Origin of the sequence: Paenibacillus sp. FSL H7-0737 (genome assembly GCF_000758545.1) — a bacterium.
Lineage (GTDB): Bacteria > Bacillota > Bacilli > Paenibacillales > Paenibacillaceae > Paenibacillus_AQ.
In genome coordinates this window covers 718,770-744,745 of record NZ_CP009279.1, presented here as the reverse complement: position 1 = coordinate 744,745, position 25,976 = coordinate 718,770, and the positions used below count along the sequence as shown (strand labels likewise).

24 protein-coding genes, 1 rRNA gene and 1 riboswitch are annotated in these 25,976 nt (G+C 47.2%); of the genes, 2 read left to right on the top strand and 23 right to left on the bottom strand.

The genetic code is table 11. The features are described from left to right. Positions 1 to 161: 161 nt before the first annotated feature. From H70737_RS03325 to H70737_RS03240, 19 genes are all read right to left on the bottom strand, one after another. Positions 162 to 1,457, bottom strand: a complete 1,296-nt coding sequence (locus tag H70737_RS03325; RefSeq protein ID WP_042184759.1) for an SEC-C metal-binding domain-containing protein — start codon at positions 1,455 to 1,457, stop codon at positions 162 to 164. Positions 1,458 to 1,743: 286 nt separating this feature from the next. Further along, entirely contained in the window at positions 1,744 to 3,009 is a 1,266-nt protein-coding gene (gene purD, locus H70737_RS03320; protein ID WP_042184757.1) for a phosphoribosylamine--glycine ligase, read from the bottom strand. A 23-nt stretch (positions 3,010 to 3,032) separates the two neighbouring features. After that, entirely contained in the window at positions 3,033 to 4,580 is a 1,548-nt protein-coding gene (gene purH / locus H70737_RS03315; RefSeq protein ID WP_042184755.1) for a bifunctional phosphoribosylaminoimidazolecarboxamide formyltransferase/IMP cyclohydrolase, read from the bottom strand. A gap of 161 nt (positions 4,581 to 4,741) precedes the next feature. Next, the gene (purN, locus tag H70737_RS03310; RefSeq protein WP_042184753.1) at positions 4,742 to 5,359 is read right to left on the bottom strand and encodes a phosphoribosylglycinamide formyltransferase; all 618 of its coding nucleotides are present in this window, start codon (positions 5,357 to 5,359) and stop codon (positions 4,742 to 4,744) included. Next, complete coding sequence (gene purM, locus H70737_RS03305; RefSeq protein WP_042184751.1) at positions 5,359 to 6,399, bottom strand: phosphoribosylformylglycinamidine cyclo-ligase; 1,041 nt, start codon at positions 6,397 to 6,399, stop codon at positions 5,359 to 5,361. The genes purN and purM overlap by 1 nt, the downstream gene beginning before the upstream one ends. A 307-nt stretch (positions 6,400 to 6,706) precedes the next feature. Continuing rightward, positions 6,707 to 7,126 carry a hypothetical protein gene (locus H70737_RS03300; RefSeq protein ID WP_042184749.1) on the bottom strand — a complete coding sequence of 140 codons (420 nt, stop codon included), beginning with the start codon at positions 7,124 to 7,126 and terminating at the stop codon, positions 6,707 to 6,709. Between the two features lie 91 nt (positions 7,127 to 7,217). Then, positions 7,218 to 8,714, bottom strand: a complete 1,497-nt coding sequence (purF, locus tag H70737_RS03295; protein WP_042184747.1) for an amidophosphoribosyltransferase — start codon at positions 8,712 to 8,714, stop codon at positions 7,218 to 7,220. Continuing rightward, a complete protein-coding gene (purL, locus tag H70737_RS03290; RefSeq protein WP_042184745.1) occupies positions 8,699 to 10,945 on the bottom strand; it encodes a phosphoribosylformylglycinamidine synthase subunit PurL in 2,247 nt (748 codons plus the stop codon). Before purL ends, purF begins: the two co-directional genes overlap by 16 nt. Further along, positions 10,923 to 11,612, bottom strand: coding sequence for a phosphoribosylformylglycinamidine synthase subunit PurQ (purQ, locus tag H70737_RS03285; protein WP_042124034.1), 690 nt, complete (start codon positions 11,610 to 11,612; stop codon positions 10,923 to 10,925). The genes purL and purQ overlap by 23 nt, the downstream gene beginning before the upstream one ends. A gap of 5 nt (positions 11,613 to 11,617) precedes the next feature. Further along, positions 11,618 to 11,863 carry a phosphoribosylformylglycinamidine synthase subunit PurS gene (purS, locus tag H70737_RS03280; RefSeq protein WP_036680912.1) on the bottom strand — a complete coding sequence of 82 codons (246 nt, stop codon included), beginning with the start codon at positions 11,861 to 11,863 and terminating at the stop codon, positions 11,618 to 11,620. Positions 11,864 to 11,990: 127 nt separating this feature from the next. Continuing rightward, entirely contained in the window at positions 11,991 to 12,881 is an 891-nt protein-coding gene (locus tag H70737_RS03275; RefSeq protein WP_042184743.1) for a phosphoribosylaminoimidazolesuccinocarboxamide synthase, read from the bottom strand. Between the two features lie 318 nt (positions 12,882 to 13,199). Further along, complete coding sequence (purB, locus tag H70737_RS03270) at positions 13,200 to 14,495, bottom strand: adenylosuccinate lyase (RefSeq protein ID WP_042184741.1); 1,296 nt, start codon at positions 14,493 to 14,495, stop codon at positions 13,200 to 13,202. A gap of 5 nt (positions 14,496 to 14,500) precedes the next feature. Continuing rightward, on the bottom strand, positions 14,501 to 15,622 hold the full coding sequence (gene purK / locus H70737_RS03265) for a 5-(carboxyamino)imidazole ribonucleotide synthase (RefSeq protein ID WP_231573379.1): 1,122 nt from the start codon (positions 15,620 to 15,622) through the stop codon (positions 14,501 to 14,503). After that, entirely contained in the window at positions 15,525 to 15,755 is a 231-nt protein-coding gene (locus H70737_RS31145) for a hypothetical protein (protein WP_231573523.1), read from the bottom strand. The genes purK and H70737_RS31145 overlap by 98 nt, the downstream gene beginning before the upstream one ends. Further along, complete coding sequence (purE, locus tag H70737_RS03260; protein WP_042184739.1) at positions 15,733 to 16,218, bottom strand: 5-(carboxyamino)imidazole ribonucleotide mutase; 486 nt, start codon at positions 16,216 to 16,218, stop codon at positions 15,733 to 15,735. The genes H70737_RS31145 and purE overlap by 23 nt, the downstream gene beginning before the upstream one ends. Positions 16,219 to 16,428: 210 nt before the next feature. Further along, positions 16,429 to 16,530: riboswitch (purine riboswitch) on the bottom strand. Positions 16,531 to 16,905: 375 nt separating this feature from the next. Beyond that, complete coding sequence (locus H70737_RS03255; protein WP_042184737.1) at positions 16,906 to 17,340, bottom strand: universal stress protein; 435 nt, start codon at positions 17,338 to 17,340, stop codon at positions 16,906 to 16,908. Between the two features lie 40 nt (positions 17,341 to 17,380). Beyond that, positions 17,381 to 17,644, bottom strand: a complete 264-nt coding sequence (locus H70737_RS03250; RefSeq protein ID WP_042193264.1) for a DUF1294 domain-containing protein — start codon at positions 17,642 to 17,644, stop codon at positions 17,381 to 17,383. A gap of 112 nt (positions 17,645 to 17,756) precedes the next feature. Beyond that, on the bottom strand, positions 17,757 to 18,962 hold the full coding sequence (locus H70737_RS03245) for an MFS transporter (RefSeq protein ID WP_231573378.1): 1,206 nt from the start codon (positions 18,960 to 18,962) through the stop codon (positions 17,757 to 17,759). 137 nt (positions 18,963 to 19,099) lie between these two features. After that, positions 19,100 to 21,235, bottom strand: coding sequence for a DNA topoisomerase III (locus H70737_RS03240; RefSeq protein WP_042184736.1), 2,136 nt, complete (start codon positions 21,233 to 21,235; stop codon positions 19,100 to 19,102). 127 nt (positions 21,236 to 21,362) lie between these two features. On the opposite strand from H70737_RS03240, the gene tsaA reads away from it, so the two are divergent. Both tsaA and H70737_RS03230 read left to right on the top strand, forming a co-directional pair. Then, positions 21,363 to 21,809, top strand: coding sequence for a tRNA (N6-threonylcarbamoyladenosine(37)-N6)-methyltransferase TrmO (gene tsaA / locus H70737_RS03235; RefSeq protein WP_042184734.1), 447 nt, complete (start codon positions 21,363 to 21,365; stop codon positions 21,807 to 21,809). A gap of 47 nt (positions 21,810 to 21,856) precedes the next feature. Then, positions 21,857 to 22,774, top strand: coding sequence for an AraC family transcriptional regulator (locus tag H70737_RS03230; RefSeq protein WP_042184732.1), 918 nt, complete (start codon positions 21,857 to 21,859; stop codon positions 22,772 to 22,774). Positions 22,775 to 22,880: 106 nt separating this feature from the next. Here the strand turns inward: H70737_RS03230 and H70737_RS03225 are convergent, their stop codons facing one another. The 4 genes from H70737_RS03225 to rrf all read right to left on the bottom strand — a co-directional run bounded on the left by H70737_RS03225 (position 22,881) and on the right by rrf (position 25,927). Then, complete coding sequence (locus H70737_RS03225) at positions 22,881 to 24,071, bottom strand: DUF4179 domain-containing protein (RefSeq protein ID WP_042184730.1); 1,191 nt, start codon at positions 24,069 to 24,071, stop codon at positions 22,881 to 22,883. Beyond that, on the bottom strand, positions 24,046 to 24,633 hold the full coding sequence (locus tag H70737_RS03220) for an RNA polymerase sigma factor (protein ID WP_042184728.1): 588 nt from the start codon (positions 24,631 to 24,633) through the stop codon (positions 24,046 to 24,048). The genes H70737_RS03225 and H70737_RS03220 overlap by 26 nt, the downstream gene beginning before the upstream one ends. A 183-nt stretch (positions 24,634 to 24,816) precedes the next feature. Then, complete coding sequence (locus H70737_RS03215) at positions 24,817 to 25,572, bottom strand: acyl-[acyl-carrier-protein] thioesterase (RefSeq protein ID WP_042184726.1); 756 nt, start codon at positions 25,570 to 25,572, stop codon at positions 24,817 to 24,819. Positions 25,573 to 25,810: 238 nt separating this feature from the next. Further along, a 5S ribosomal RNA gene (gene rrf / locus H70737_RS03210) occupies positions 25,811 to 25,927 on the bottom strand. Positions 25,928 to 25,976 lie beyond the last annotated feature (49 nt).

Genomic DNA, 25,976 nt, shown 5'->3' with positions numbered 1-25,976 from the left:
TTCTTGTAAACATACTCTCCCAAAGACATTTTTTCAAGCATTGTCCGCTGTATGCAATACAATTATTGATGCAAATCTTATACTTTCTTATATTAAAAAAGAGACTACAGGAATCTCCCATAGCCTCTTTAAGTTCATGTCCGTCCAAGATCTGAATTCTACTAATCCTGTTGCTTCAGCATCCACTTCAGCAGATCAGGTAGGCTTGTCCACAAACGCGAGTGTACAATAACATATTCGATAGCTTCATTAGCGTCGCCCATTCCCACAAAATCCGGAAGGTTATGCGGCAATCTTTTGATCCCTAACAAATAATCCGGCACATGCTTGTTCACATTCCGCGCTACGCGGTACAACATTTTCAGTTGGGAAGTAATCCCATTTTTCTTATATTCTAAGACCATCCGGTCGTAAGCTACTGTCGCCGCTGCATCATTGCCGAACTTTTCCAGCACCTTTTCTGTCTTCTTGAGCTTGTTGGTGTAGAGATACGCAGCCGTTAAAAGGTAACGCGCACCTGTGTTATCTTCAGGATTCAGCTCTAAAATGTGCTCAAGTACTTTTTGTGCTTCTTCTGCATTTCCGCTAAACCAACAAGAGTCGGCGTAGCTTTTGCAAATTCGAATGTATGGACGAGTCTCGTGGAGGTCCCAGAAATGTCCCTTGTTCTCAGCGAAAAAGGCTTCCCCAAGCTCACGTTCACCTGCATCCATCCCTGCTTTTAGAAAAGCACGAGCATCTGCTTCATTCTCTGCTTCCTCAGCCAAAATGAGATAAGCATCCGGACTGTCCGGATAAACCTCTAATGCGGCTTCAGCTAACTGTATCCGGCGGTTGGATGAATTGGTTTGCATAGCCTTTTGTAATAGTGCTTGCTCCTGATCCTTCGGACTGCCTGAGATATTCAGCAAAAGTAATTCTTCTTCCGCACCACCCATGCCGTATTCCTCAATGTAATTGAGCATCTCTTTGACTTTTCTAGAAATGGTAGGCGTGGTAACCTCATGTTTGGTAGCAAGATCCGCTTGTGTTAGGGAGAAGCCATATTCCTCAGACAAAATAAATTCGATCGCCGCGCAGAAAGAGCCCATTTTCTTCACAGCAGGCTTAGTCTTACGGGAATAACCATTCCACAGAACTAGAGCTTCCCAAATAAGCTCTCTATCATAGCTTTCTCTCATGCTCTCAATAAGGTGCAGCGCCAATTGTTCATGTGCTGGATGCTCCCAATTCAGATCACGTGACACTTTTTTTCTGAGTGTAGCAAGAGTTAGCTTCACTTCAGGTTGTGCTACGGCTTCCTGTTTCTCAGCCACAGTCTCGCTAGCTGCCGCTTCTTCCTTGTTTACAAGTTGCATGATGGACTCTACTGCAGAAGTTTCTTTACCAAGGCAGCATTTCTTATATTTTTTCCCGCTTCCGCAAGGACACATATCATTTCTTCCAATCTTACTCAAAACGAATTCCTCCTTAAATCTGTGAGTAGCCATTCGCCATAAGCGTATCGCTAGTATGCACTATAAGTATCATCATTTCCAGGCACGAGGCATCCTTTATAAGGTTACTTCACAAAGTCTGAAGGACTCCGATTTAAAAGGGCCTTCCCATGATCGGAAAGACCCTTATCTGTATATATCCGCACATTTTCCCCCGTACGTGTAGTATTATAGCACTTCTTCTATCACTTGTCAGTCCTTTTTTAGGACTTTAAGCGCAAAAAATGCTAGATACAGTTCTTTATCCTTATACCAAAGCTTTCATAGCGATGTCGCTGCGGCTTTGTTTTCCGGAAAAAGAAATTCCTTCGGCTCTAGCGTAAGCTGCAACACGAGCTTCAGCAATCGTAGCACCTAGGCCTACCACGCCTAGCACCCGACCACCATTCGTCACCCAGCTTCCGTCTTCACCACGCGCCGTACCAGCATGGAAGATCAGCCCTCCTTGGCTGTCTTCAAGACCTTCAATCGGTACACCCTTTGAATAAGGCCCTGGATATCCTCCCGAAGCGAGAACTACGCATACAGCCGCTTCGTCGCTCCATTCAATGTCGATATCTGCAAGTCTGCCCTCTGTGACCGCCAGAAAGATTTCTAGCAAGTCGCTCTTGAGTCTAGGCAACACGACCTGAGTCTCAGGATCACCGAAACGAGCATTAAACTCAATCGTCTTTGGTTTACCCTCTGGAGAAATCATCAGTCCCGCAAATAGTACACCGCTAAAGGGACGACCTTCATCCACCATAGCTTTTGCTGTCGGCTTAATGATGGTCTCGATCGCTTCTTGGATAATAGCCTCATCAATATGTGGTAAAGGCGAATAGGTACCCATTCCGCCGGTATTAGGACCTTTATCCCCATCAAATACGGGCTTATGATCCTGGGCAGCAGCCATAGGACGTACCGTCTCTCCATCGACAAAAGCCAGAATCGACATTTCCTGTCCAGCTAGAAATTCCTCAATAACAACCTGAGCGCCTGCCTCACCGAATACCTTAGTGACCATAATATCAGCGAGTGCTTGCTCTGCTTCTTCCAACGAATAAGCAACCGTCACGCCTTTTCCTGCAGCCAGACCATCTGCCTTGATTACGATCGGAAGCGGCTGTTCCCGCAAATAAGTTAGCGCAGCTTCATAGTCGTCGAACTTCTCATAGGCTGCTGTCGGAATATTATATTTATGCAAAAGATCCTTCATAAAGGTTTTGCTGCCTTCGATCTCTGCCGCATTCTTGCGTGGGCCAAACACAGGAATATCCTGTGCTTCAAAAGCATCCACAATCCCAGCAGCGAGCGGATCATCTGGGCCGATTACAACAAGACCTACTTCCTTCTCTTTCGCAAAAGCCGTCAGACGATCGAACTCAAATACTCCGATCGGCACACATTCGGCTAACTGCGCAATCCCGGCGTTGCCGGGTGCGCAATAGATTTTACCTGCCTTGGGGCTTTGGGATAGACTCCAAATCATCGCATGTTCCCGGCCGCCGCCGCCAACCACTAAAATATCCATCCGAATATGATCCTCCCAGTGCTCTAGTGTTTGAAATGACGGACGCCTGTGAAGACCATAGCAATACCATACTCATTAGCGACCTTAATTGACTCTTCGTCTTTAATGGAGCCGCCTGGCTGAATCACTGCAGTGATTCCTGCTTTTGCTGCCATTTCAAGCGTATCGCCCATTGGGAAGAACGCGTCGGAAGCGAGTACGGCTCCCTTAGATTTTTCACCAGCTTGTTCGATTGCAATTTTAGCTGCACCAACGCGGTTCATCTGTCCTGCACCTACGCCAACGGTCATATCATCAGCAGCCAGCACAATCGCATTAGATTTCACATGCTTAACTACTTTCCATCCGAACAACAATTGTTTCAATTCTTCCTCGGTTGGTTTACGGTCCGTAACGACTTGTAGATCATCTGGGTTCACAGAGTGCACATCGCTCTCCTGTACAACCATTCCTCCATCAATAGAGGTAACTACAAAGCTGCTCTTACGCGCACTAGCCGTACTAAGGTTACCGATTTTGAGCAAACGGAGATTCTTTTTCTTCGTAAGGATTTCCAGTGCTTCTTCCGTAAAGCCTGGTGCCAACACGATTTCGAGGAAAATATCTTTCAGCAGGTTCGCTGTGTCTGCATCAATAATGCGGTTTGCTGCTACAATCCCACCAAAGATAGAAGTTGGATCCGCGTTGTAAGCTTTTTGATAAGCTTCGTATACACTTTCACCCACGCCTACACCACAAGGGTTCATATGTTTAACCGCTACGACAGCAGGCTCTTCAAATTCTTTCACGATTTGCAGTGCTGCGTTAGCATCGTTGATATTGTTATAAGACAACTCTTTGCCGTGCAATTGTTCAGCCGCAGTGAGTGTATCCAGTGCCGCCAATGGCTTGCGATAGAACGCTGCTTTTTGATGCGGATTCTCGCCATAACGCAGATCCTGAATTTTCTCATAAGTCACGGTGTAGCGCTCTGGCAGAGGCTCGCCAGTAACGTTAGCCAAATAATCGGAAATCAAGGCATCGTAAGCCGCCGTATGACGGAACACTTTTGCCGCAAGACGTTTGCGTGTTTCTAGCGTTGTATCTCCACCTGCGCGAACCTCTTCAAGTACAGTAGCGTAGTCATTAGCATCCACCACTACACTGACAAAAGCATGGTTCTTCGCCGCAGAACGCAGCATCGTAGGTCCGCCGATATCGATATTCTCGATGGCTTCCTCGTAGGATACGTCAGGTTTTGCGATAGTTTCCACGAACGGATACAAATTCACAACAACCAGATCGATGTAGTCCAGACCAAGCTCCTTCATTTGACGCGTGTGTTCCTCGTTATCACGAACCGCAAGCAATCCACTGTGTACAGCAGGGTGCAAGGTTTTGACACGTCCGTCCATGATTTCTGGGAATCCTGTCACATCGGAAATCCCGATAACTGGAACACCTTCTTTAGCCAAAAGCGTGCTTGTTCCACCTGTAGAGATAATTTCTACGCCTAATGCAGACAACTCGCGGCAAAAATCCACGATACCTTGTTTATCCGATACGCTGACTAGCGCTCTTTTGATACTCACTTTGAATAGTCCTCCTTCAGGTTGTACGTGCGATTTAATATGAAGAAAACCCACAACGCGACACATAACGCCGCTTATGCAATATTTCCCGAGAAATACCCTGAAACATCTCGGTCTGTCACCAAATGTCGATCCAAAACTTCGAATGGCTGCGGTGCAGCTTACTTTTCGCGGATAATCGTCTTTCTTCCACTCAGTTCCACTTTCCCGCTGGCAAAAGCGCCAACCACTTCGGGATACAGCTCATACTCAACCTTATGAATACGTTCTGCCAATGAATCCGCCGTGTCGTTATCCTGCAGGGCTACGCTGCGCTGAGCAATAACAGGCCCGGTATCCATACCTCCATCGACAAAATGCACAGTAACACCCGTCAGCTTCACGCCATAATCCAGCGCTTGTCCGATTGCATCTTTTCCTGCAAAAGCAGGCAGCAGCGATGGATGAATGTTAATAATTCGTCCAGCATACGGCGTTAAAAGCACTGGCGTAATAAGACGCATGTATCCTGCCAGCACAACCAGCCCGATTTCCCGCCGCTGAAGCTCTGCTACAATCTCTGCTTCGTAGAGTTCACGGCTGGCGAAGTCTTTTGGCCGCAGCAAGAGGGTGGGAATGCCCGCATCCTCCGCTCGCTTAGCTACAGGTGCCTCTGGCTTGTCGGATACAAGCAACTCAATATTGCCCTCACCAAGCAAGCCTGCTCTCTGTGCATCGATCAGTGCAGCAAAATTACTGCCTTGCCCAGAAGCCAAAACAGCGATTCGACTCCATTGCATCACACTTCAGCTCCAGTAAAGGTTACTTTGCGTTCCCCTTCTGTCACTTTACCAATGATAAAAGCCTCTTCTCCGCTCGCTTTGAGCAGTTCAAGAGCATGTTCTCCATCAGCGCTACTTACTACCAGAACAAGTCCAATTCCCATATTAAAAGTAGTAAACATATCACGGTTGCTTACGTTTCCTTTGTTCTGCATCAATCCGAAGATCGGCAGAATCGGCCACGATCCGTAATTAATCTCCACATCTACACCGTCAGGCAATACGCGCGGGATATTCTCGATGAATCCGCCACCCGTAATATGTGCCATCCCTTTCACCGGAAGCTGCTCCAGCAGCGCCAGCAAAGGCTTCACATAAATCTTAGTTGGTGCAAGAAGTACATCCACAAGCGGAGCTCCAAGCTCCGGAAGCACATCATTCAGGCCATAGCCATCTTCCTCAAGCAAAAGCTTACGCACAAGTGAGAAGCCGTTGCTGTGCACGCCGCTAGAAGCTAAACCAATCACTGTGTCTCCAGCAGCGATGTTAGCGCCTGTTACCAGCTTCGCTTTGTCAGCAACGCCAACTGTGAATCCAGCGATATCATACTCACCCGCTGAATACATGCCCGGCATTTCAGCCGTTTCGCCGCCAATCAGCGCACAACCTGCTTGGTGACAGCCCTCTGCGATTCCTGCTACGATCGCTTCGATTTTCTCCGGTACGACTTTGTCGCAAGCCAGATAATCTAGGAAAAATAGCGGCTCCGCACCTTGCACTACAATGTCGTTCACGCACATAGCTACAGCGTCGATCCCAATCGTGTCATGGCGATCCGCAGCGAACGCGATCTTAAGCTTCGTGCCTACACCATCAGTTCCCGATACGAGCACTGGCTCTTCATATTTATCTTTATTGAGGCCAAACAGCGCTCCGAACCCACCAAGATCCGTCATTACTTCTGGACGGTAAGTACGTTTTACGTGCTTTTTCATGCGTTCTACCGCTTCGTTACCAGCCGCAATATCCACTCCGGCGTTTTTATAAGCTTCCGACACTTGGGACACCTCATCTTATTTTAATTTAGAGCGCGTTTGTGGGGCATTCGGGATTTTTTTGGTGGTTATAGGGGAGCTATTACAAGGAATGTTTGGACTTCCGATCGCTGTTATGTTTGGATTTCCTGATTTAAACCGCTCTTCGCGGTAGAAATCCAAACATAAAGGCGAGCGCTACGCTTCTACAGTTCCAAACTTCCTCTCCATAACTCCCTCCAACCACCGCTTTCACCCTACTGCAAGCCGCAGTGCGCGCCTTGCACACGGACCTCAAGACCTCGGTGCATGAGCTGCGCCATGCACCTCCTTAAGCGAAACAAGCGGGTCCTGCATTTGCGCAGCAAACAGGGACGAGCTTGGTGAGCTGCTCTTGGCGCTTTGGGCGCAGCCGAGCGCCTACCTTAGCGAGACTAGCGGGTTCCGCATTTGCGCAGCAAACAGGGACGAGCTTGGCGAGCTGCTCTTGACGCTTTGGGCGCAGTCGAGCGCCTACCTTAGCGAGACAAGCGAGTCCTGCATTTGCGCAGCAAACAGGGACGAGCTTGGTGAGCTGCTCTTGGCGCTTTGGGCGTAGCCGAGCGCCTACCTTAGCGAGACTAGCGACCAGCTTGGCGAGCCATTCCCGGCGGCGGTATGCAGCCGGGGGGCGGAGCGCCGTAAAGCGTGTCCCGTCCGTGCGTAGCACACAGGGACAAAGCGAGCACTCGTACCCAAGTCTTCTTAGCAAGTTATAACCCAACTCCTACCGCCGAGCTTTCGGGTGGCCGGAGGGCAGAGCCCTTCGGAATCCCCCTTTGCAAGGGGGACTTAGGGGGATGTCAACATGAGCAGCCATCTTTTTCCGCCCCGTCAAAATCAACCTGCGTCGGGTAATCATTATCGAAGCAGGAAAGGCATAGCCCGCCTTTGTAATCATCTTTGTTGTGACCACCAATGGAAGTGATTAAACCCTCCGGTGACAAGAATGCCAAGGAATCGGCATTAATCTCTTCGCACATTTCCGCAATGGACTTGTACGACGCGATGAGATCGCGGCGGTCTGGGGTATCAATGCCGTAGAAGCAAGGATTCTTGAAGGGCGGCGATGTAATCCGCACGTGAACCTCTGCGGCTCCCGCTTCACGGAGCAGATTGACGATCCGCCGTGAAGTTGTTCCACGCACGATGGAATCATCGATCATGACAACACGTTTGCCATCGACCACACTGCGCACGGCGCTTAGCTTCATTTTCACACCTTGCTCACGCAGCTCTTGGCTCGGCTGGATGAAGGTCCGGCCTGTATACTTATTCTTGATGAGCCCAAGCTCATAAGGAATGCCCGTCTGCTCCGCAAATCCAATCGCTGCCGAGATACTTGAATCCGGTACACCAGTTACGAGGTCAGCATCTACGAAAGCTTCTAATGCCATTCGGCTACCCATCCGCTTACGGGCGGTGTGCAGGTTAGCGCCATTCATATCACTGTCTGGGCGAGAGAAGTAAATATACTCCATCGCGCATAGCGCTTTACGTTTTGGCTCGGTAAAACGGTCCTCTAACAGGCCATTTTTATCAAGCACGAGCAGTTCGCCAGGTTCGATATCGCGTACTAACTGTGCTCCGATAACTTCTAAGGCGCAAGATTCGGAAGCAAAAATATAGGCGTCGCCGATCCGTCCCATTACAAGCGGACGCAAACCATGGGAATCCGAAGCGACAATTAATTTGTCATTCGTCATAAGCAGAAAAGCAAATCCGCCAACCAGTTGTTTTAGCGCATCCTTAGCCGCTTCAACAAAATCCTTAGACGAACGCGCAATCAGATGCGCCAGCACTTCTGTATCACTTGTGGTTTGGAAGATTGATCCGCTTTGCTCAAGCTGTTTACGAATCAACGGTTCATTTACTATGTTACCGTTCGTAGCAATCGCCAAATCACCGTCACGATATTTGAATACGAGCGGCTGTGCATTGGTTAAGCGGCTGTCTCCGCTGGTGGAATAACGTACATGCCCGATGGACATGTCTCCAACCAGTGAGGCAATTTTGTCCTTGTCGAATACTTCTTTTACTAACCCCATCCCGCGGTGATAGTTGAAATCACGACCATCTGCTACGCAGATGCCCGCACTTTCTTCCCCACGGTGCTGTAAGGCGTGCAAGCCGTAATAAGACATGGACGCCGCTTCCGGGTGTCCGAAGACCCCGAAAACGCCGCATTCTTCTTTTAATGTGTCAAAAATATCTCCCGAGCCCGTTCCTTCATTGTAAAAGTCACCAGTCCACAGGATAGGAGTCTCCTGCTCTTTCCCGGTCTTTATTTCATAAGACATGGAATAGCATCCTCCCAAACGAATTTCAATTCTGCTACAGCTTCATCTAATACGGATGCACCGTCCAGATTTACGCGCAGTCTGTCTCCACCTACAGTTCCGATGATTTCCACTGGAACGCCGCTGGCAGCAATCGCTGCTTTCAGCTCTTCCGCACGTTCAGGTGCTGCCGTCAGCACGATACGTGATTGGCTCTCACTGAACAATGCTATATCGGATCTAAGTCCATTAGCAGAAAGTTCAACGTTCGCACCAATACCACCACTGATACAGCTCTCTGCAAGTGCTACAGCAAGGCCGCCTTCGGACAAGTCATGTGCTGAACGCACCAGACCGCCGCGAATCGAGGTAAGCACTGTGCTCAGCAGTGTTTTCTCAGTAGCCAAATCCAAAGCTGGAGGGCGGCCTTCGGTTACACCATGAACAGCATATTGAAATTCACTACCACCAAGCTCAGCTTTTGTTACGCCTAGCAGAAGAATGGAATCTCCTTCTTGTTTGAAGCCTTGAGTCGTAATATGATCCGTATCCGTTACTAAACCAACCATGCCGACAACCGGCGTTGGGTAAATGGATCCCGTCGTATTTTCGTTATAAAGACTGACATTCCCGCCGATAACCGGAGTATCCAGCACACGACAAGCTTCAGCCATACCATCAACCGCACGCTCCATTTGCCAGAACACATCAGGTTTCTCAGGGTTTCCGAAGTTTAGGTTATCGGTAATAGCAAGCGGTTCAGCACCCGAACAAACGATGTTACGAGCCGCTTCGCTGACTGCAATCCGTCCGCCCACTTCAGGATCAAGATAAACATAACGCCCGTTACAATCCGTGGTCATCGCAAGTCCTTTACGTGTACCATGAATGGTAACTACAGCCGCATCAGATCCAGGTCGAACAGCCGTACTAGTCCGAACCATGTAATCATATTGGTTGTATACCCAAGCTTTGCTTGCTACGGTTGGTGATCCAAGCACTGTACGCAGTGCGCTACCCAGATCTGTAACTTCCGCGTAACGAAGCGTGTCTACCGATTCATTTTCTACATAATAAGCAGGAACCTCAGATGGTTTATTATACACTGGACACTCATCCACGAGCGCTGTTACAGGCATGTCGCCAACAACCTCACCGTGATGATACAGCTTCAAGCGACCATCATCCGTTACTTTACCTACCTTACAGCAGATTACACCCCAGCGATCAAAGATCTCTTGCGCCTGAGCTTCATCCTTCGGTTCTACTACAAACAACATCCGTTCTTGCGATTCCGAAAGCATCATTTCATAAGGGGTCATGCCGTCTTCACGTTGTGGCACCTGATCAAGATACAGCTCCAAACCATTACCAGCTTTACTTGCCATCTCTGCACTAGAGCAGGTAAGTCCAGCCGCACCCATATCCTGAATCCCAATAACAATGCCGCTGTCGATTAACTCTAGACAAGATTCCATAACGAGCTTCTCCATAAATGGATCGCCTACTTGTACAGCTGTACGTTTTGCTTCGGACTCTTCACTTAGTTCAACGGATGCAAAAGTAGCCCCATGAATCCCATCACGTCCAGTAGGAGGACCTACGTAGAAGACTGGGTTTCCTACACCTTTAGCGACACCACGCTGGATTTTATCATGATCAATCAGACCGACACACATTGCATTAACAAGCGGGTTACCGTCATAGCTATCATCGAACATGATTTCGCCGCCCACGGTTGGAATCCCGATACAGTTACCATAGCCAGCAATACCAGACACGACATGCTCGAACAAATATTTCACGCGATCGCTTTCCAGCTTGCCGAAACGCAAGGAATTCAGCAGTGCGATAGGTCTTGAGCCCATGGAAAAAATATCACGAATGATACCACCTACGCCTGTTGCCGCACCTTGAAAAGGTTCTACCGCAGAGGGGTGGTTATGACTTTCGATTTTGAATACAACCGCTTGGTTGTCTCCGATATCTACAATCCCTGCGCCCTCGCCGGGTCCCATCAGGACACGTGGTCCAGTAACTGGGAAACGTTTCAACAATGGCTTAGAGTTCTTGTATGCACAGTGTTCGGACCACATTACGCTGAATACGCCGATTTCAGTATAGTTCGGCAAACGTCCCATAAAAGACTTGATGAGCTCATATTCGCTGTCCGACACACCGAATTGGCTGTAAATTTTCTGCTCTGCGATCTGTTCTGCGGTCGGTTCCTTAACGGATACTTGCTGCGTCATGACGATCCCTCCAAGTCTTCAGTATAGATGTGAACATTCGTTTGCCATCTTCAGATCCGAGCAAGCTGTTAGCTGCACGCTCAGGGTGAGGCATCATGCCGACTACATTCCCTTGCACATTACTAACACCCGCAATATCAGCTACAGAGCCGTTAGGATTATCGCTATATGTGAACACAATCTGATTGTTAGCTTTCAGTTCTGCTAAAGTCTCTTCATCACAGTAATAGTTTCCTTCGCCGTGAGCGATTGGGATGATGATTTCTTCATCCTTAGCATAATCAATAGTAAATGGGGTTTCGTTATTAACAACCTTAAGCACTGTATCATGACAACGGAACTTCATGGACATGTTACGACGCAGCGCGCCTGGCAACAAACCAGCCTCAGTAAGAATTTGGAACCCATTGCAAATGCCTAGCACGAATTTTCCTTGCTCTGCTGCTTTAGCAACTTCAGCCATTACAGGAGCAAATCTTGAAATCGCGCCGCAGCGCAGGTAATCACCATATGAGAATCCGCCTGGAACCAAAATGCAATCATACGCCGACAAATCTGTCGCTGTATGCCACACATAATCGACTGGTTCGCCGAGACTGTCCTCTACCGCCTTGTAGCAATCAATATCACAGTTAGAGCCTGGGAAGACAAGTACAGCAAATTTCATGTCGTTTAGTCCTCCAATTCGTAGCGGTAATCCTCGATCACCGTGTTGGCAAGTAGCTTTTCGCACATTTCCTTGAGACGCACTTCTGCTTCAGCACGGTTATCCGTGTCCAAAGTCAGCTCCATATATTTCCCAATACGCAAACTTTCAACTTCTTGAAAACCTACCGAATGAAGTGCTCCTTGCACTGCTACACCTTGTGGATCGAGAACGCTCTTCTTAATGGTGACATATACCGTCGCTTTTAACATATGCTTGTAGTTCCTCCTAAATTTTTATGTGTATATACTTTCTGAAAGCTGAAACTCTACTAAAAGTAACTCTAGCTTTAAAAACATACACTTCATTTATTCCCATGAGTAAACACACAATGTTGAGCTATAAAGACTTGCCAGTAAGACGATGATAAATGTCCAGATAACGGCGCGTTGTTTCTTCAACTACTTCTAGTGGAAGTGGATCAGGTTTGCTATTTTTATCCCAGGAGGATGCAGATAGATACGTACGAACAGGTTCTTTATCCATACTATCAATTTCGATATCAAGAACGTATTTGTCCTTGGCCCAGAAACGTGAAGCATCCGGCGTAAAAATCTCATCAATCAGAATCACCCTGCCATCCAGCAAGCCGAATTCAAATTTACAATCTGCTAAAATGATTCCCCGCTCAGCACAATACTCTCTGGCAAAAGAGAACAATTGCAAGCTCTTCTCCTGCAGCTCGAGTGCCAGATCAGCACCGATTAGCTCCTGCATCTTTTCAAAAGGAATATCCTCATCATGACCTACATCGTTTTTAGCCGCAGGGGTAAAGATTGGCTGTGCCAGCAGCGCATTTTTGCGCAAGTTCTTAGGAAGCTCAATACCATTCACTTTGCCAGTTTCTTGATACTGTCTCCAGCCCCCACCGGTGATGCACCCACGCACAACACATTCGATATCGATGCGCTCTGCTTTGTGTACTACCATAACACGGTTTCTGAGAGCTTCCTTGTCCTTAACGATATCTCCGAGCAGATCCACATCGATATGAACGACATGATTCTCCATTAGCTCTTTGGTCTTTCCGAACCAGAACGCACTCAGACGGTTAAGCACATTGCCCTTTTCAGGTACCGCTGGGTCCAGCACATAGTCAAAAGCAGATATCCGATCCGTGACGACGATCAGTACATTCTCCCCTAAATCGTATAGCTCACGAACCTTCCCTTTATAGAGCAGCGGCGCATTGATGAGTTCCACGGCTGTGGATACGGCCGACGATGTCATGACCTTTCCTCCCTTGAACTAATGATCTTCCTAAGTTGGGCTGGTCTAGGAGGAAGCTCTTCCGAGGAATGTTCGGACTTCCGATCGCTGTTATCCTCAGATTTCTTGATTTGAACCGCTTCTCGCGGTAGAAATCCGAGGATAAAGGCGAACGCTACGCTTCTACAGTTCCAAACTTCCTCTACAGTGCTCCCCCATCCAGCTTTGCATTTATTGCAGCGTTCCTTAGTTCACCACTAACTTATCTTTTTAGGATCTCTAAGGTCTCATTCCGAGGAATTCGTTCCTTATCGACCCAACCATTAACGCACCTATTTTTTAGAGCAGCTCTAGCTTGCGGAAGATGGTGTCCACATGCTTAAGGTGCCAAGAAGGGTTAAATGCATCTTCAATTTCTTCTGGGGTAAGAACGTTAGTGATCTCAGGTGTAGCTTCCACGATATCGCGGAATTGTTTTTGCTCTTCCCAAGCTTGCATAGCACGCGGTTGAACGGTATCGTACGCTTGCTCACGGCTAAGGCCTTTATCGATCAGTTTAGTCAAGATCCGACCGGAGAAAGGAACACCGAACGTACGGTTCATGTTACGCTTCATGTTCTCTGGGAATACAGTCAGGTTCTTCACGATGTTACCGAAACGGTTCAGCATGTAGTTGAGCAGCATTGTCGCATCCGGAAGGATGATACGTTCCACAGAGGAGTGCGAAATATCGCGTTCATGCCAGAGTGGCACGTTCTCATAAGCTGTAACCATATGTCCGCGAATGACGCGGGACAGACCGGAAATGTTCTCGCAGCCGATCGGATTCCGTTTGTGAGGCATAGCGGATGAACCCTTTTGACCTTTGGCAAAGGCTTCTTCCACTTCACGAATCTCACTCTTTTGCAGAGCGCGGATTTCAGTAGCGAATTTGTCTAACGATGTCGCTACCAAAGCAAGAGCAGCCATGAATTCAGCATGACGGTCACGCTGTAACGTTTGTGTAGAGATTGGAGCTGGGCTTGTGCCGAGCTTGCGGCAAACGAATTCTTCTACGAAAGGATCGATGTTAGCGTACGTACCAACGGCACCGGAGATTTTTCCGAACTGTACACCGTTCGCAGCATGGCGGAAACGCTCCAGGTTACGTTTCATTTCTTCGTACCATAGAGCCATTTTCAGACCAAAGGTAGTTGGCTCGGCATGAACACCATGCGTACGGCCCATCATCGGTGTATCCTTGTAAGCAATAGCTTTATCTTTAAGGATCTCAATAAAGTTGATGATATCCTTCTCTAGAATTTCATTCGCTTGACGCAGCAAGTAACCTAGCGCCGTATCTACCACGTCAGTAGAAGTAAGACCGTAGTGAACCCATTTGCGCTCTGCGCCAAGACTCTCGGAAACCGCACGAGTAAAGGCGATAACGTCATGGCGAGTCTCTTGTTCTATTTCATCAATGCGTGCGATGTCGAATTTAGCGTCTTTACGCAGTTTAGCTGCGTCTTCGTGCGGGATGACTCCGAGCTCAGCCCATGCTTCACAAGCGCAAATTTCAACTTCCAGCCACGCCTTGAATTTATTTTCCTCCGTCCAAATAGCTCGCATCTCAGGTCTGCTGTAACGTTCGATCATATTCTTTAGTTCCTCCAAAGTTTAGATTGCTCCACCCAGGACAAGCCGTCTCCGGTATCCTTGCAGAGCAGATTGATATGGCCCATCTTGCGGCCGGTCTTACTCTCAGTCTTGCCATATATATGAAGCTTAGGTACAACACCCAGCTTATTATCTTTTTCGTCCTGTGTACAGGTCGCTTTAATCGCGCCATCCAAATGCTGGCCTAGTACATTTACCATAACTACAGGTGTCAAAAGCGTTGTATCGCCTAGCGGCAGATTACAAATCGCCCGGACATGCTGCTCGAACTGTGAAGTCGCGCAAGCGTCCATGGTGTAATGCCCGGAGTTATGCGGCCTTGGTGCTAACTCATTGACGTACAATTGTCCGTCCTCTGTGACGAACATTTCTACTGCCAGCAGTCCAACCGCATCAAGTCCAGCGATTAATGTCTCTGCCAATTCGCATGCTCTCCGCTGAATGTCCTCTGCCACTCTTGCAGGCACAATGGACAGATGTAAAATATTATTCACATGAATATTTTCCGACGGTGGGAAGCTCTTAACCTCACCAGAAGCACTGCGTGCTGCAACAACGGATATTTCACACTTAAAAGCTACAAACTTCTCAAGCACCAGCTCCGGCACAACGGCTCCGGGTGCTACTTGCCGGAAGGCTTCTTCCAGCTCTTCTACCTGACGGATCACGGCTTGTCCCTTGCCGTCATAACCGCCTGTGGCTGTCTTCAGCACACAGGGTAGTCCAAGCTCTGCCGCCGCCACTTTCAGCTCCGCAAGGCTATCCACCTTCCGGTACGGGGCGACGGGTACACCTGCCGCCTCGATGGCGGCTTTTTCGCGCAGCCGATGCTGCGTCGTATACAGCAGCGCGCTGCCCTGCGGCACGTACGATTCCTCCGTCAGCAGCGCGGCAACGCCCGCGTCGACGTTCTCGAACTCGTACGTGATGACGTCCGAGCGGCGGGCTAGCTCCCGAGCCGCGTCCCGGTCGTTATACGCCGCTGTAATCTGCGGCGTGACTTGACCGCTAGGCGCATCCGGCGCAGGGTCCAGCGCCACGAAGCGGTAGCCCATGGCGCTGCCAGCTAGCGCCATCATGCGCCCGAGCTGCCCGCCGCCGAGCACGCCGACGGTCGCGCCGGGCAGCAGCGTCCGGACGGTGTCCGTGCCGGACGCATCCATAGCGGCTGGCGAAGTAACGCCGCCAGCCTCCTGCAGCTTCAGCTCCTCCGGTCTCATAAGCTGTCGCTGCTTTCAAGGACTTCGTCGCGGATCGCATCCCGCCGCAGCTGCGCGCGCTGCTGCACTTCTGGATCGAATGCTCCGATAATCTGTGCGGCCAGGAGGCCTGCATTAATGGCTCCTGCCTTACCAATGGCTACCGTTGCCACTGGAATGCCTCCTGGCATCTGCACGATGGAGAGAAGCGAATCCAGCCCATTAAGCGCCTTCGACTGCACTGGCACTCCAATCACAGGCAGGATCGTCTTTGCTGCCACCATACCCGGCAAATGCGCTGCACCACCCGCTCCTGCAATAATGACGCGAATACCCCGGCCCGCGGCTTCCTCCGCATAGCTGAACATCAAGTCCGGCGTCCGGTGCGCAGATACTACCTTCTTCTCATAAGATAATCCCAGCTCTTCAAGCACCGCACAAGCGTGCTCCATCGTGTCCCAATCCGATTTACTGCCCATGATAACAGCTACCTGCACAGACATGATTCGACCTACCTTCCAGTCACTAGTATGGATATCTTTATCTTGTAAATTCGAATAAAAAAAGCCCGATGACCAGACGCATTTTGCTGCGGGAGGATCGGACTAGTAAAGAAATTAGGAAAAAATAATCCGCGTGCCTATCATTAGGCTCTATTAAGCGCGGAAAATGGCATAATGCATCATTCCGTTACCCGGACCGCATTGCCGCATTCTATCATCCTATTTCCTCGTAGTCCGGTAATTTACGGTTCCCGGGTAGAAACTTCCGGGCCATATCCCCGGTTTTATACGAGTTGCTCATGACATCAGTTTAACAATCCCCTACACAGGATGTCAACTCAAACACGAACATTGGTAAATTCCGATTAATAATCGTTCGCTTTTAGGCGTATTTAATTTCTCGATAGCCACTTATTTTGATGATAAAGACTTCTTTCCGTACACTATTAGCTCTAACAACAGATGTTATATTAACTGTAGAATAGGCTTCATGGAAATACATATAATTCCTTTGCTGGATATGATTTTAGTCATTTCGTTTCTTAATAATCAAGTATAAACGCCTTTGGCGTCCCTGTATGACGGTTAGCGTTTAAGCGAGAAATATAAGGATAAAGTATAGTGTGAAACATATACTTTCTTATATTTGAAAAAAGGAACGCCATAAGCGTCCCTTTTAACTTTATATTATTTTACAACCAGCACTGGAATGCGGGCGCTTTGTACTACATTGTGGCTCACACTGCCCAGAACAAACTCACGTATTCCGCCAAGTCCGCGGCTGCCGATAACAATTACATCTATAGCATGTTCTTTAGCATATTTCAAAATCACTTCCGCGGGTGATCCTTGTAATAGCTCAACCTCAGCATTCAAGCCTTCAGCCTCAAGGCGTCCCTTGACTTCTTCCGTAGTCTGCACTGCTAAATCATAATATTCTTTATTTACTGAAGCCGGTAGTGGTGCCAGAGCTTCTCCGATAAAAAATCTTGGAAATTCAAATGCGTGTACGACATGCATCGTAGAGCCCGGAGTTACTTTTGCGAGTTCAATTGCGCGCTCCAATGCTTGATTAGAAGCCTTAGATCCATCATAGGCGAGTAAAATTTTAGAGAATAACATGTACGCCACCTCTTTTTCTAGTTTGTAATCATTAAGACTATCACCTTAAAAAATAGCTGTACAAAAAGATATTCAGCAACAGAAGTAACGGAATTCCGATCCTAAAGGACATATGTCGCGTCTTGTGGCGCTTACGATACATGGCAATCAGCACGCCTAGTGCCCCGCCCATAGCTGCCAGCAGAAAAAGTGTCTTCTCAGGTACACGTTCTCGCCGTTTACGGGCTTTGTTCTTGTCTTCGGACATCACTACATATCCGATAATATTAATTACCACAAACCACAACATTATAACCTTGACCATTCTCCCGGGCTCTCCTCCTTGCTTCCTATCTATCTCTATTATATTCCTCTTTTTCACAAAAAACCAATCATCCTTACACGCTCTGATAACTTCGCTACCTGCCTCTTTCTTTTCACTGCTTCGCATCCTTCATCCATATCCATGACAACACCGCAGCCAACGCCGCCGCAATTCCACCCAGCCAGAACCCTCCGGTCAAGCCATAAAGAGCGCTCATCCAGCCTGCCACGAATGGCCCAGCCGACATACCTATTGCATAAACCGCCTGATAGAAGCCCATAGCTGTTGCACGCTTATATGGATCTACTTCTGACACCGACTTGCCTAGCAACAATGGAAAAATAAGTCCCTGCATAAATCCGTTTCCTACCTGAGTCAGACAGAGCGTCGCTAGCGTCGGCATTGAAGGAATAAGAAGTGTAAACAATGCACTTCCCGCGAAGCCTAAGAGAAGCGTACCCCGGTCTCCTAGCAGCCTACCAAATGTCCGTGAGCCATAGAGAGTCGCGACAGCATGCGGAATCATAAAAGCGAGCGTCAGCCAGCCCAAGCTTTCTTTACTTGCTCCGATATTCAGAGCTTGGTTTGGCGTATATCCGAACATCGTGATGAATAGCACACAGTGTGCCAACACTGACAGCAGAGAAACTCTTACAAGAAGTGGCTCCTTCATAACACCCGCTAAGTCCTTGATCTGGATCGCACTTTGCCGTTTCTCCTGTTTTTGTTCAGGCAGCCGCAGCGCAAGCAACAGCGCCGCAATCGCTACAAATCCACCAATCAGAAACGGGGTATTCCAGCCCCAATGCTCCACCATATAGCCACTGATCATCATACTGGTCAATTGGGCGATTACCGTAGTGAATTGCAGCATGCCCATCGCTTTTCCAGCTTCCTCTTTCGGGAAATATCCCGCGAACATCACAGTGTACACAACCCATGCGGAAGCCGCTATACCGGATACTGCACGTGCTGCCAATGCCCACCCAGGCTGTGCTCCCCACATAAAAAGAAAGCAGCTGGCTCCGCTCGCAATCAGTCCCAGATAGATAAACGGACGCCGCCGATTCAAATAATCCGAACCGATGCCAATCGGCAGTCGGAACAGAATCTGCATTAGCCCATATACGCCAAGCACCATGCCCACCATAAAATACGATGCTCCCAAATGCTCCACATAAGGGGAAAGCACCGGAACATAAATATAAGAAGAGAACCAGAACATAAATACAATAACGAGAAAGAAAAACCTGCTACCACCCAGCCCCTGTGGGCTATCTGCTGCTTTTAGTTGATCCACTTGTTGTTCAGCTGCCACCCTAATCACCTGCTCTATGTATTTGCTTAACATTCTAATTCAAAGCCTATCTGTAGACCACAAAAACTTACGTGGACAGAAAAAAAGGCTACTGAGTACACTCAGCAGCCTTTTTATTACGATACATGCGAACCTTTTTACTTATCCTTCTTTTGCCCTTCAAGCGCTGCTTTCAGCAGTTCCCCAAGGTTAGAACCAATGCTTTCTTGCTTACTGTATTGCTGTACCAGCTTTTGCTGTTCGCGTTTATTCACATGCTTATGATCCTTATCCAAGGTTTCTGTGATTCCACAGCCCAAACATTGTACGAACATGCCTGCTTTACCCTCTTTAAGCTCCATTTTCTTATGGCACTGTGGACAGCGGCGATTCGATAGTCTTTTCTCTCCGGCACGGGTATAACCACAGTTATCTGCTGGGCATACAAGCAGCTTGCCACGTTTGCTCTTTTTCTCCAGCAGTCTTGTACCGCATTCCGGACAGTTACTGTTCGAGACATTATGCGGTTTATATTCTGCTCCACTAGTTTTGACGCCAGTTACCAGCTCCTGTGCCATACTGCGGATGCCTTGCAAGAAGAGCTCCGGCTTGCCTTGACCACGCGCTATTTTCTCCAGCTCGGCTTCCCAGCGCGCGGTTAGATCTGGTGTCCGGAGCTGTGTGGATACCAACTCAATAAGCTGCTTGCCTTTACCAGTCGGATGCAGCAGATTCCCTTGGCGTTCAATGGTGTCGGAGCTAACCAGCTTCTCGATAATATCCGCGCGGGTTGCCGGGGTTCCAAGGCCATGCTTCTCCATTTGCGTCAACAGCGAAGCTTCATTATAACGCTTCGGTGGCTGTGTTCGTCCAGGACGAACCATGCAGCGGCCAATCGTGACAGTTGCTCCTTCGCGCAGCTCAGGTAGCTTCACACTCCCAGCTGCTGGCTCGTCCGATGGTTCCTCGTCATCATCGTTACTCATATCTCCGCCGTACACTTCACGCCAACCGGCATCTTTTACCGTCGTCCCTTTGACATGGAAGCTTTCGCCTTCCACGTTGACGGTGACAGCTACCGCATCATAGCGAGCTGGTGGGTAGAACAAGCTGATAAAACGCCGCACGATCAAATCATACAGCTTACGTTCTTCAGTACTCAAACCATTTAACAATACGGTCTGCTCTGTCGGAATAATAGCATGGTGATCGCTTACTTTGCTATCATCCACGATTCGCTTCGTAATCGGCAGCGGTTTGCGAAGCAGTGGACGTGCCAAAGCTGCATATGGGCCGACAGCTACACTGTCTAATCTTTCCTTGAGTGTGCCCGTCATATCTGATGTTAAGTAACGACTGTCCGTACGCGGGTAAGTGACAAGCTTGTGCTGCTCATATAACCGCTGAAGCACACTAGAGGTCTGCTTCGCGGAGAAGCCGAACTTCCGGTTCGCATCGCGCTGCAATTCAGTCAGATCATAAGCGAGTGGATGAGGTTCGCTCTTCTCACTCTTTTGTACCTTATTAATACGGCCGCTGCGTCCAGTAAGCTTATTCTTTAGACTTGCCGTCTTATCCTTTTCAAATATCCGACCATCGCCGTTACTGGCCCGCCATGCCGCTTGGAAATCCCCAAAATCAGCAGTCAGCGTCTCAAAATCAACGGAACGGAAACCCGTAATCTCCTGTTCACGATCCATGATCATCCCTAATGTCGGCGTTTGTACCCGCCCTGCGGAGAGCGGCGAACCGAACTTACATGTCAAAGCTCTCGTGACATTCAGTCCAATCATCCAATCCGCCTCTGCGCGGCAACGTGCAGATTCATACAGACGATCAAAATCGCGACCTGGGCGGAGCTTTGCGAATCCCTCTTTAATCGCCTTATCAGTCTGCGAGGATATCCACAGCCGCCGGAATGGCTTTTTCCACCCCGCCATATTCATAATCCAACGTGCCAACAGCTCTCCTTCACGAGCAGCATCCGTTGCTACCACAAGCTCCTCAATATCCTGACGCTTCATTAGGTGCTGAACAGCTTTATATTGCTGGTTGGTCTCACGCAGCACCTTCAGCTTTGCCTTCTCCGGCAAAATAGGCAGATCCTCCAAAGCCCAAGTTGCAAACTTTTTATTATAATCTTCAGGCTCTGCCAGGCCGACTAAATGACCCAGTGCCCAGGTAACCACATATTTTGGTCCTTCAATATAGCTTTTCTGTTTATTATTACATCCCATGACTCGTGCGATCTCGCGTGCAACAGACGGCTTCTCCGCCAATACTAATGTCTTCATAATGCTCCCCTTTCCACATCAAATTTCATTATAGCATTAAATGAATGATAGCAAATATCGTCAGGCCTTACCGGGTCACTCCGTTATAAACTAAATAATATCTGATACCCGAAAGGAGTCATAGTCAATGAATGAACAAGAAAGCTATAATATAGTACCTATAGGTTGGGTTACAGGTACGCCACGTAATTTACGACTGGAAATCAAACCGGAATTTAGCCCGGCGCTTAAAGGTTTATCTCAATTTAGTCATTGCCAAGTGCTTTGGTGGCTGCACGAGTTTGCAGATGATCAATTCCGCCAGACTACACAGATTCAACCACCTTATGACGAAACATTAACTGGAGTATTCGCTTCCCGTTCCCCTATTCGACCTAATCCAATTGGGCTTAGTGTAGCAGCAACCCTGTCTGTCGATGAAGCTTCTGGCATCGTAGAGGTGGCTGGACTTGATGCCTATCCTGGTACACCAATTCTCGACATCAAAGCTTATTTTCCTAGTGCCGATCGCGTAATGGAAGTGACCGTTCCCGATTGGGCTGCTAATTGGGGAGACTGGACAACAAATAATTGAAGTCATCGTGTTGGACACCATTTCTAACTGTTATGGGAGGGCATCTCTTGAACAATCGCCAACTAATCATTCAAGCATTAGATCTCATTGAGGATCGCTTAAACACGCTTCTTCCTGTAGCTGTCCTTTCCAAAGAAATGGGATACTCACTTTATCATTTCACCCGCCTATTTCAAGCAGTCACTGGGATAGCACCCGGCGACTATATAGCCAGACGCAAAATCACTGAAGCAGCCTTGGACATTCACCGAATGCCAGAACGCTCACTCCAGGACATCTCATTAGACTATGACTTTAGTAACTATGAGACCTTTACTCGTGCCTTCAAAAGAATGCTGCACACGACTCCCTCTCTTGTTCGAAAAAGAATTAATAAAACGAAACTCCCTTTGTTGCCTAGACTATATGAACAGGATCTACTTCAAGTCCCTTCTTATAGCGATCTTTCCCCCCACCTCGTTGATTTCGGGAAAATTATACTTCAAGGACCCGTAGTTAAAATAGACCATGATTTCTCCGTCATTTCTGATACTTGGCCTTTGCTTTTCAGTAAGGTAGATACTATATCTGATAGGATACAACCTGAAAAATATTATCAGCTTGGCTTCTGGCCAGACGACTATAAGAGTAACGGTTTTTCGATCATGTGTGCCTGCGAACTTAATCCTATAAATGCAGACCACAATCAGACCTTCCCCCTTCAGATCTTACCACCTATACGTTATCTTAAATTCATCCATAAAGGCCGCTCTTGTGATATCCCTTCTACATATAAATATATCTACGGAATCTGGCTGCCGAAAACTGAATACAGGATGTCCATTCCATTCGAGTTGGAATTTTATGGTGAATTGTACCTTGGACCAGATAACGAAAACTCGGTGAGTGAAATCTACATTCCGTTAGAATTTTTACAAGAAGAGACTACGTTGTCGTCTTTTATAAATGACAACCGTTTCTCTTAGAAATATAAAGATATTATAGTTGTTTAGCTTATAAATTCTTATCTTTTAACAAAAAGCCCGTATCTGCTATGCAGACACGGACTTTTTTTGCTTATGGGATTAATAGTTACTCTTGCTTCACCTGAATCGTTTGTTCAAGCTCCGGATAATAATGTTTAACTTGTTTTCCTTCTTCATCTCTTAATGCTTTATGGCTCTCATCAATGGAATAAGTAAACGGCTTAACCGTAATTGTTTTTGGTGTTTGTGGGAACGGACTGAAATCTTTGTCTACCATAGGATAGACTATAGCCGGCAAGTTGAATGACCCGCTCGAAGAAAATGCATTGCCTAGTTCATCAACAATTTCATAGAACATTTCAGAGGTTGTGTATCCATCCTTTTCTTTCACAGTTGGCGCTTTACCTTCTTCGCTGAGCTGTAATCTGCTTGTGGCTGGAGTTAATTCCAGCTTGGTAATCGTATAACTGAATTCTTCTGCCTCTTTTGTTTGGTTCAGATCAAGCTTGATAATTCCTTCCGTTACTTTTTTCACTGGCACCTTGATTTCAAAAGGCTCTGCGATTTGTGTAACCGGCACAGTGATGCTTAATTCAAATTCATTCCCCAAAGCCTCTACATTATTTAGATTTCTATAATCGTATAAAATAGCATTCTTTTTACCCTCAACATCGCCAAAAGACGACATTTGGCTCTCCAGATTCTTTCCATTCGGCAATTTCACTTCTGCTGAACCCAACAACCCTTTTTCGGACTGGTTCATTGTCACTTTCGCATACTGCTGTTCTTTTACCGCTGGATCGAATTCAATCGGTTCAATAATCATTTCTGCCATCATCTTATCCTTATCAATGCCTTCCCGTTCAATCGCAAAAGCCAACCGCGAGCCGTCATAATAGGCATCGGTAACCTTCAAGGTCACTCCATCATGGGTAACGCTTTGGTTAGGCGCAGTAGATAATCCTTTTTCTTTAGCAGCATTTAGACCTTTATCGTCAATCCCCTTAAAAATACTTCCTACAACAGGAATCTGCTTTAACGTTTCAGCCATGACTGGGGATATAAATCCGCTACCGATTATTCCCGCACCCAACACTGCTGCTGCCGCGGCAGCCACCAATGATTTTTTCAGAAACTTATTCCCACTTTTTCTTGACGCTCGCTTTTCCATTCCCTCGTCTCCTATTCGCTTCATAATTGAATCGCTGAAACTGTCTACCGGCATTTCATGATTTTGGAATGTTTGACGAATGTGCTCCATCTTCTGACTTTCAGTTGGATCTTGCCATTTCTCCATGTGGGCTTCCTCCTTCATTCATTCTTTGCCGGACTAACTTTTTGCGTAGACGTTCAAATTTCTTGCGTAAAGTAGCTGAATTACAATCCATAATCTGACCCATTTCTTCAAAACTGTACTGCTCTACTACCTTAAGAATCAGAAGATTGCTCTCTTCAGCTGTCAGATCATCCATAAATAACTTCTGCAATGGCTCCTCATCGTTAGGATTATAATAGGCTTTCGGCTGCTGCTCTTTATATAGCGACAACAGACGGTTTCTTCGTTTGCGTTTGCGAACCTGATCCAAACAATGATGATAGGCCACTTTATACAGCCATGAATTAAAAGAGACTCGTTTCTCATAACGTCTGAGTTCCTGATACACTTTTACAAATATATCTTGCACAGCATCCTCTGCTTCTTCATGACTTCTCAAAATATAATAGCAATACGTATAAATCTTTCTTTCATAGGCTTGTATTATAGTTCTATAGGCTTCGCGGTTACCCGCAAGAACCTGATCAATAGCCTCTTCAATTATTGTTTGATTCACTTGGACCCCGGGGCTGCGACGTTCCAAAGAATCACCTCCTTGTTATTGACTACAACTATATAACGAATGTGATCCCTTTAATTGTGACAGGCTCAAATTTTTTTCCAAATATGTTATAAACATCATCTGTTTTTCAATAAAAAAAGCGACTGCCCCGATTGATGCTCGGAGAAATCGCTTTTATAATAATATTCCATATTTATAAACTTTTTACTTATTTATATTTTTCAACTCAATACATGCTTCAAAAAATACAATATCACTATTCTGGCCACGGACATATATACCATCATCCGTTACAGCTGAGCGTAAAATAGTCAGTTCATCCCCAAACTTAGCTTCTTGTAGATATGTAATCCGGAAGCGTGTGAACTCTGCATTATCCCATTCCGCTAAATTAAGTGCATCACAACATAAATCTCCGTATCGGGCATTATTCAGATGTCCGTTGCTATCCAGCCCACTATATCTTACCTGATACCGATAAGCTTCTTCCATAATAATATCAGTAGGGATCGTTACCTTAACAGGCATATCCCCTACTGAATCGCCATTATAGTGCTTAACCTGAACTGGAAGAGCGTTCGGTCTGAGTATCTTTCTCTTCTCAATATCTACTAAAGCCCATATAGAACGCGCTGTGGCAATCTCTATATGATCTGCATCAAAAATACGATAATCCCTTTGCCATAAAGCCCCTTTAGTACCTTTACTCCAGGTATGTACGCTAAGCACATCATTTGGGCGAGGAATACGCTTAAAATCAAGATCTAACGTAATCATCATCCAGCCCATTCCTGCATTCAGAATTTCTTCCACACTTATCCCCAAATTACCCACTGCGAAGTCTGCCGCACATTGCATGATATCCAAAATAAAGGATAACTTACCCTGCGAACGATAATCCGTGTCGCTCGCATGTACAGAAAAATCTTCTATCCACACAAGATTACTACTGTTGTCCATTGTTTATCCTCCTGCCATGCAAAATATCCTTGCATTTACTTGAAGTATCCACATATACCACTGCTCTATCCACATAAATTGGGGACTACTTTCATTTTTGAATATATTTTATTATTCCATCCACATGTTAGTAACTTTTATTTTTTCGTTATTTCCCCATGACTTATCCACATTATTTAAATTAAGCGATAAAGGGAACAAAAAAGCCATTGTTGATAAATCAACAATGGCTTCGTGTGCTTGGCAACGTCCTACTCTCCCAGGACCCTTCGGTCCAAGTACCATCGGCGCTGGAGGGCTTAACGGTCGTGTTCGGGATGGGTACGCGTGGAACCCCTCCGCTATCGCCACCAAACGGGCATTTACATCGTAAATGCTCAGGCTTGAGTCGCCTGAAAACTGAA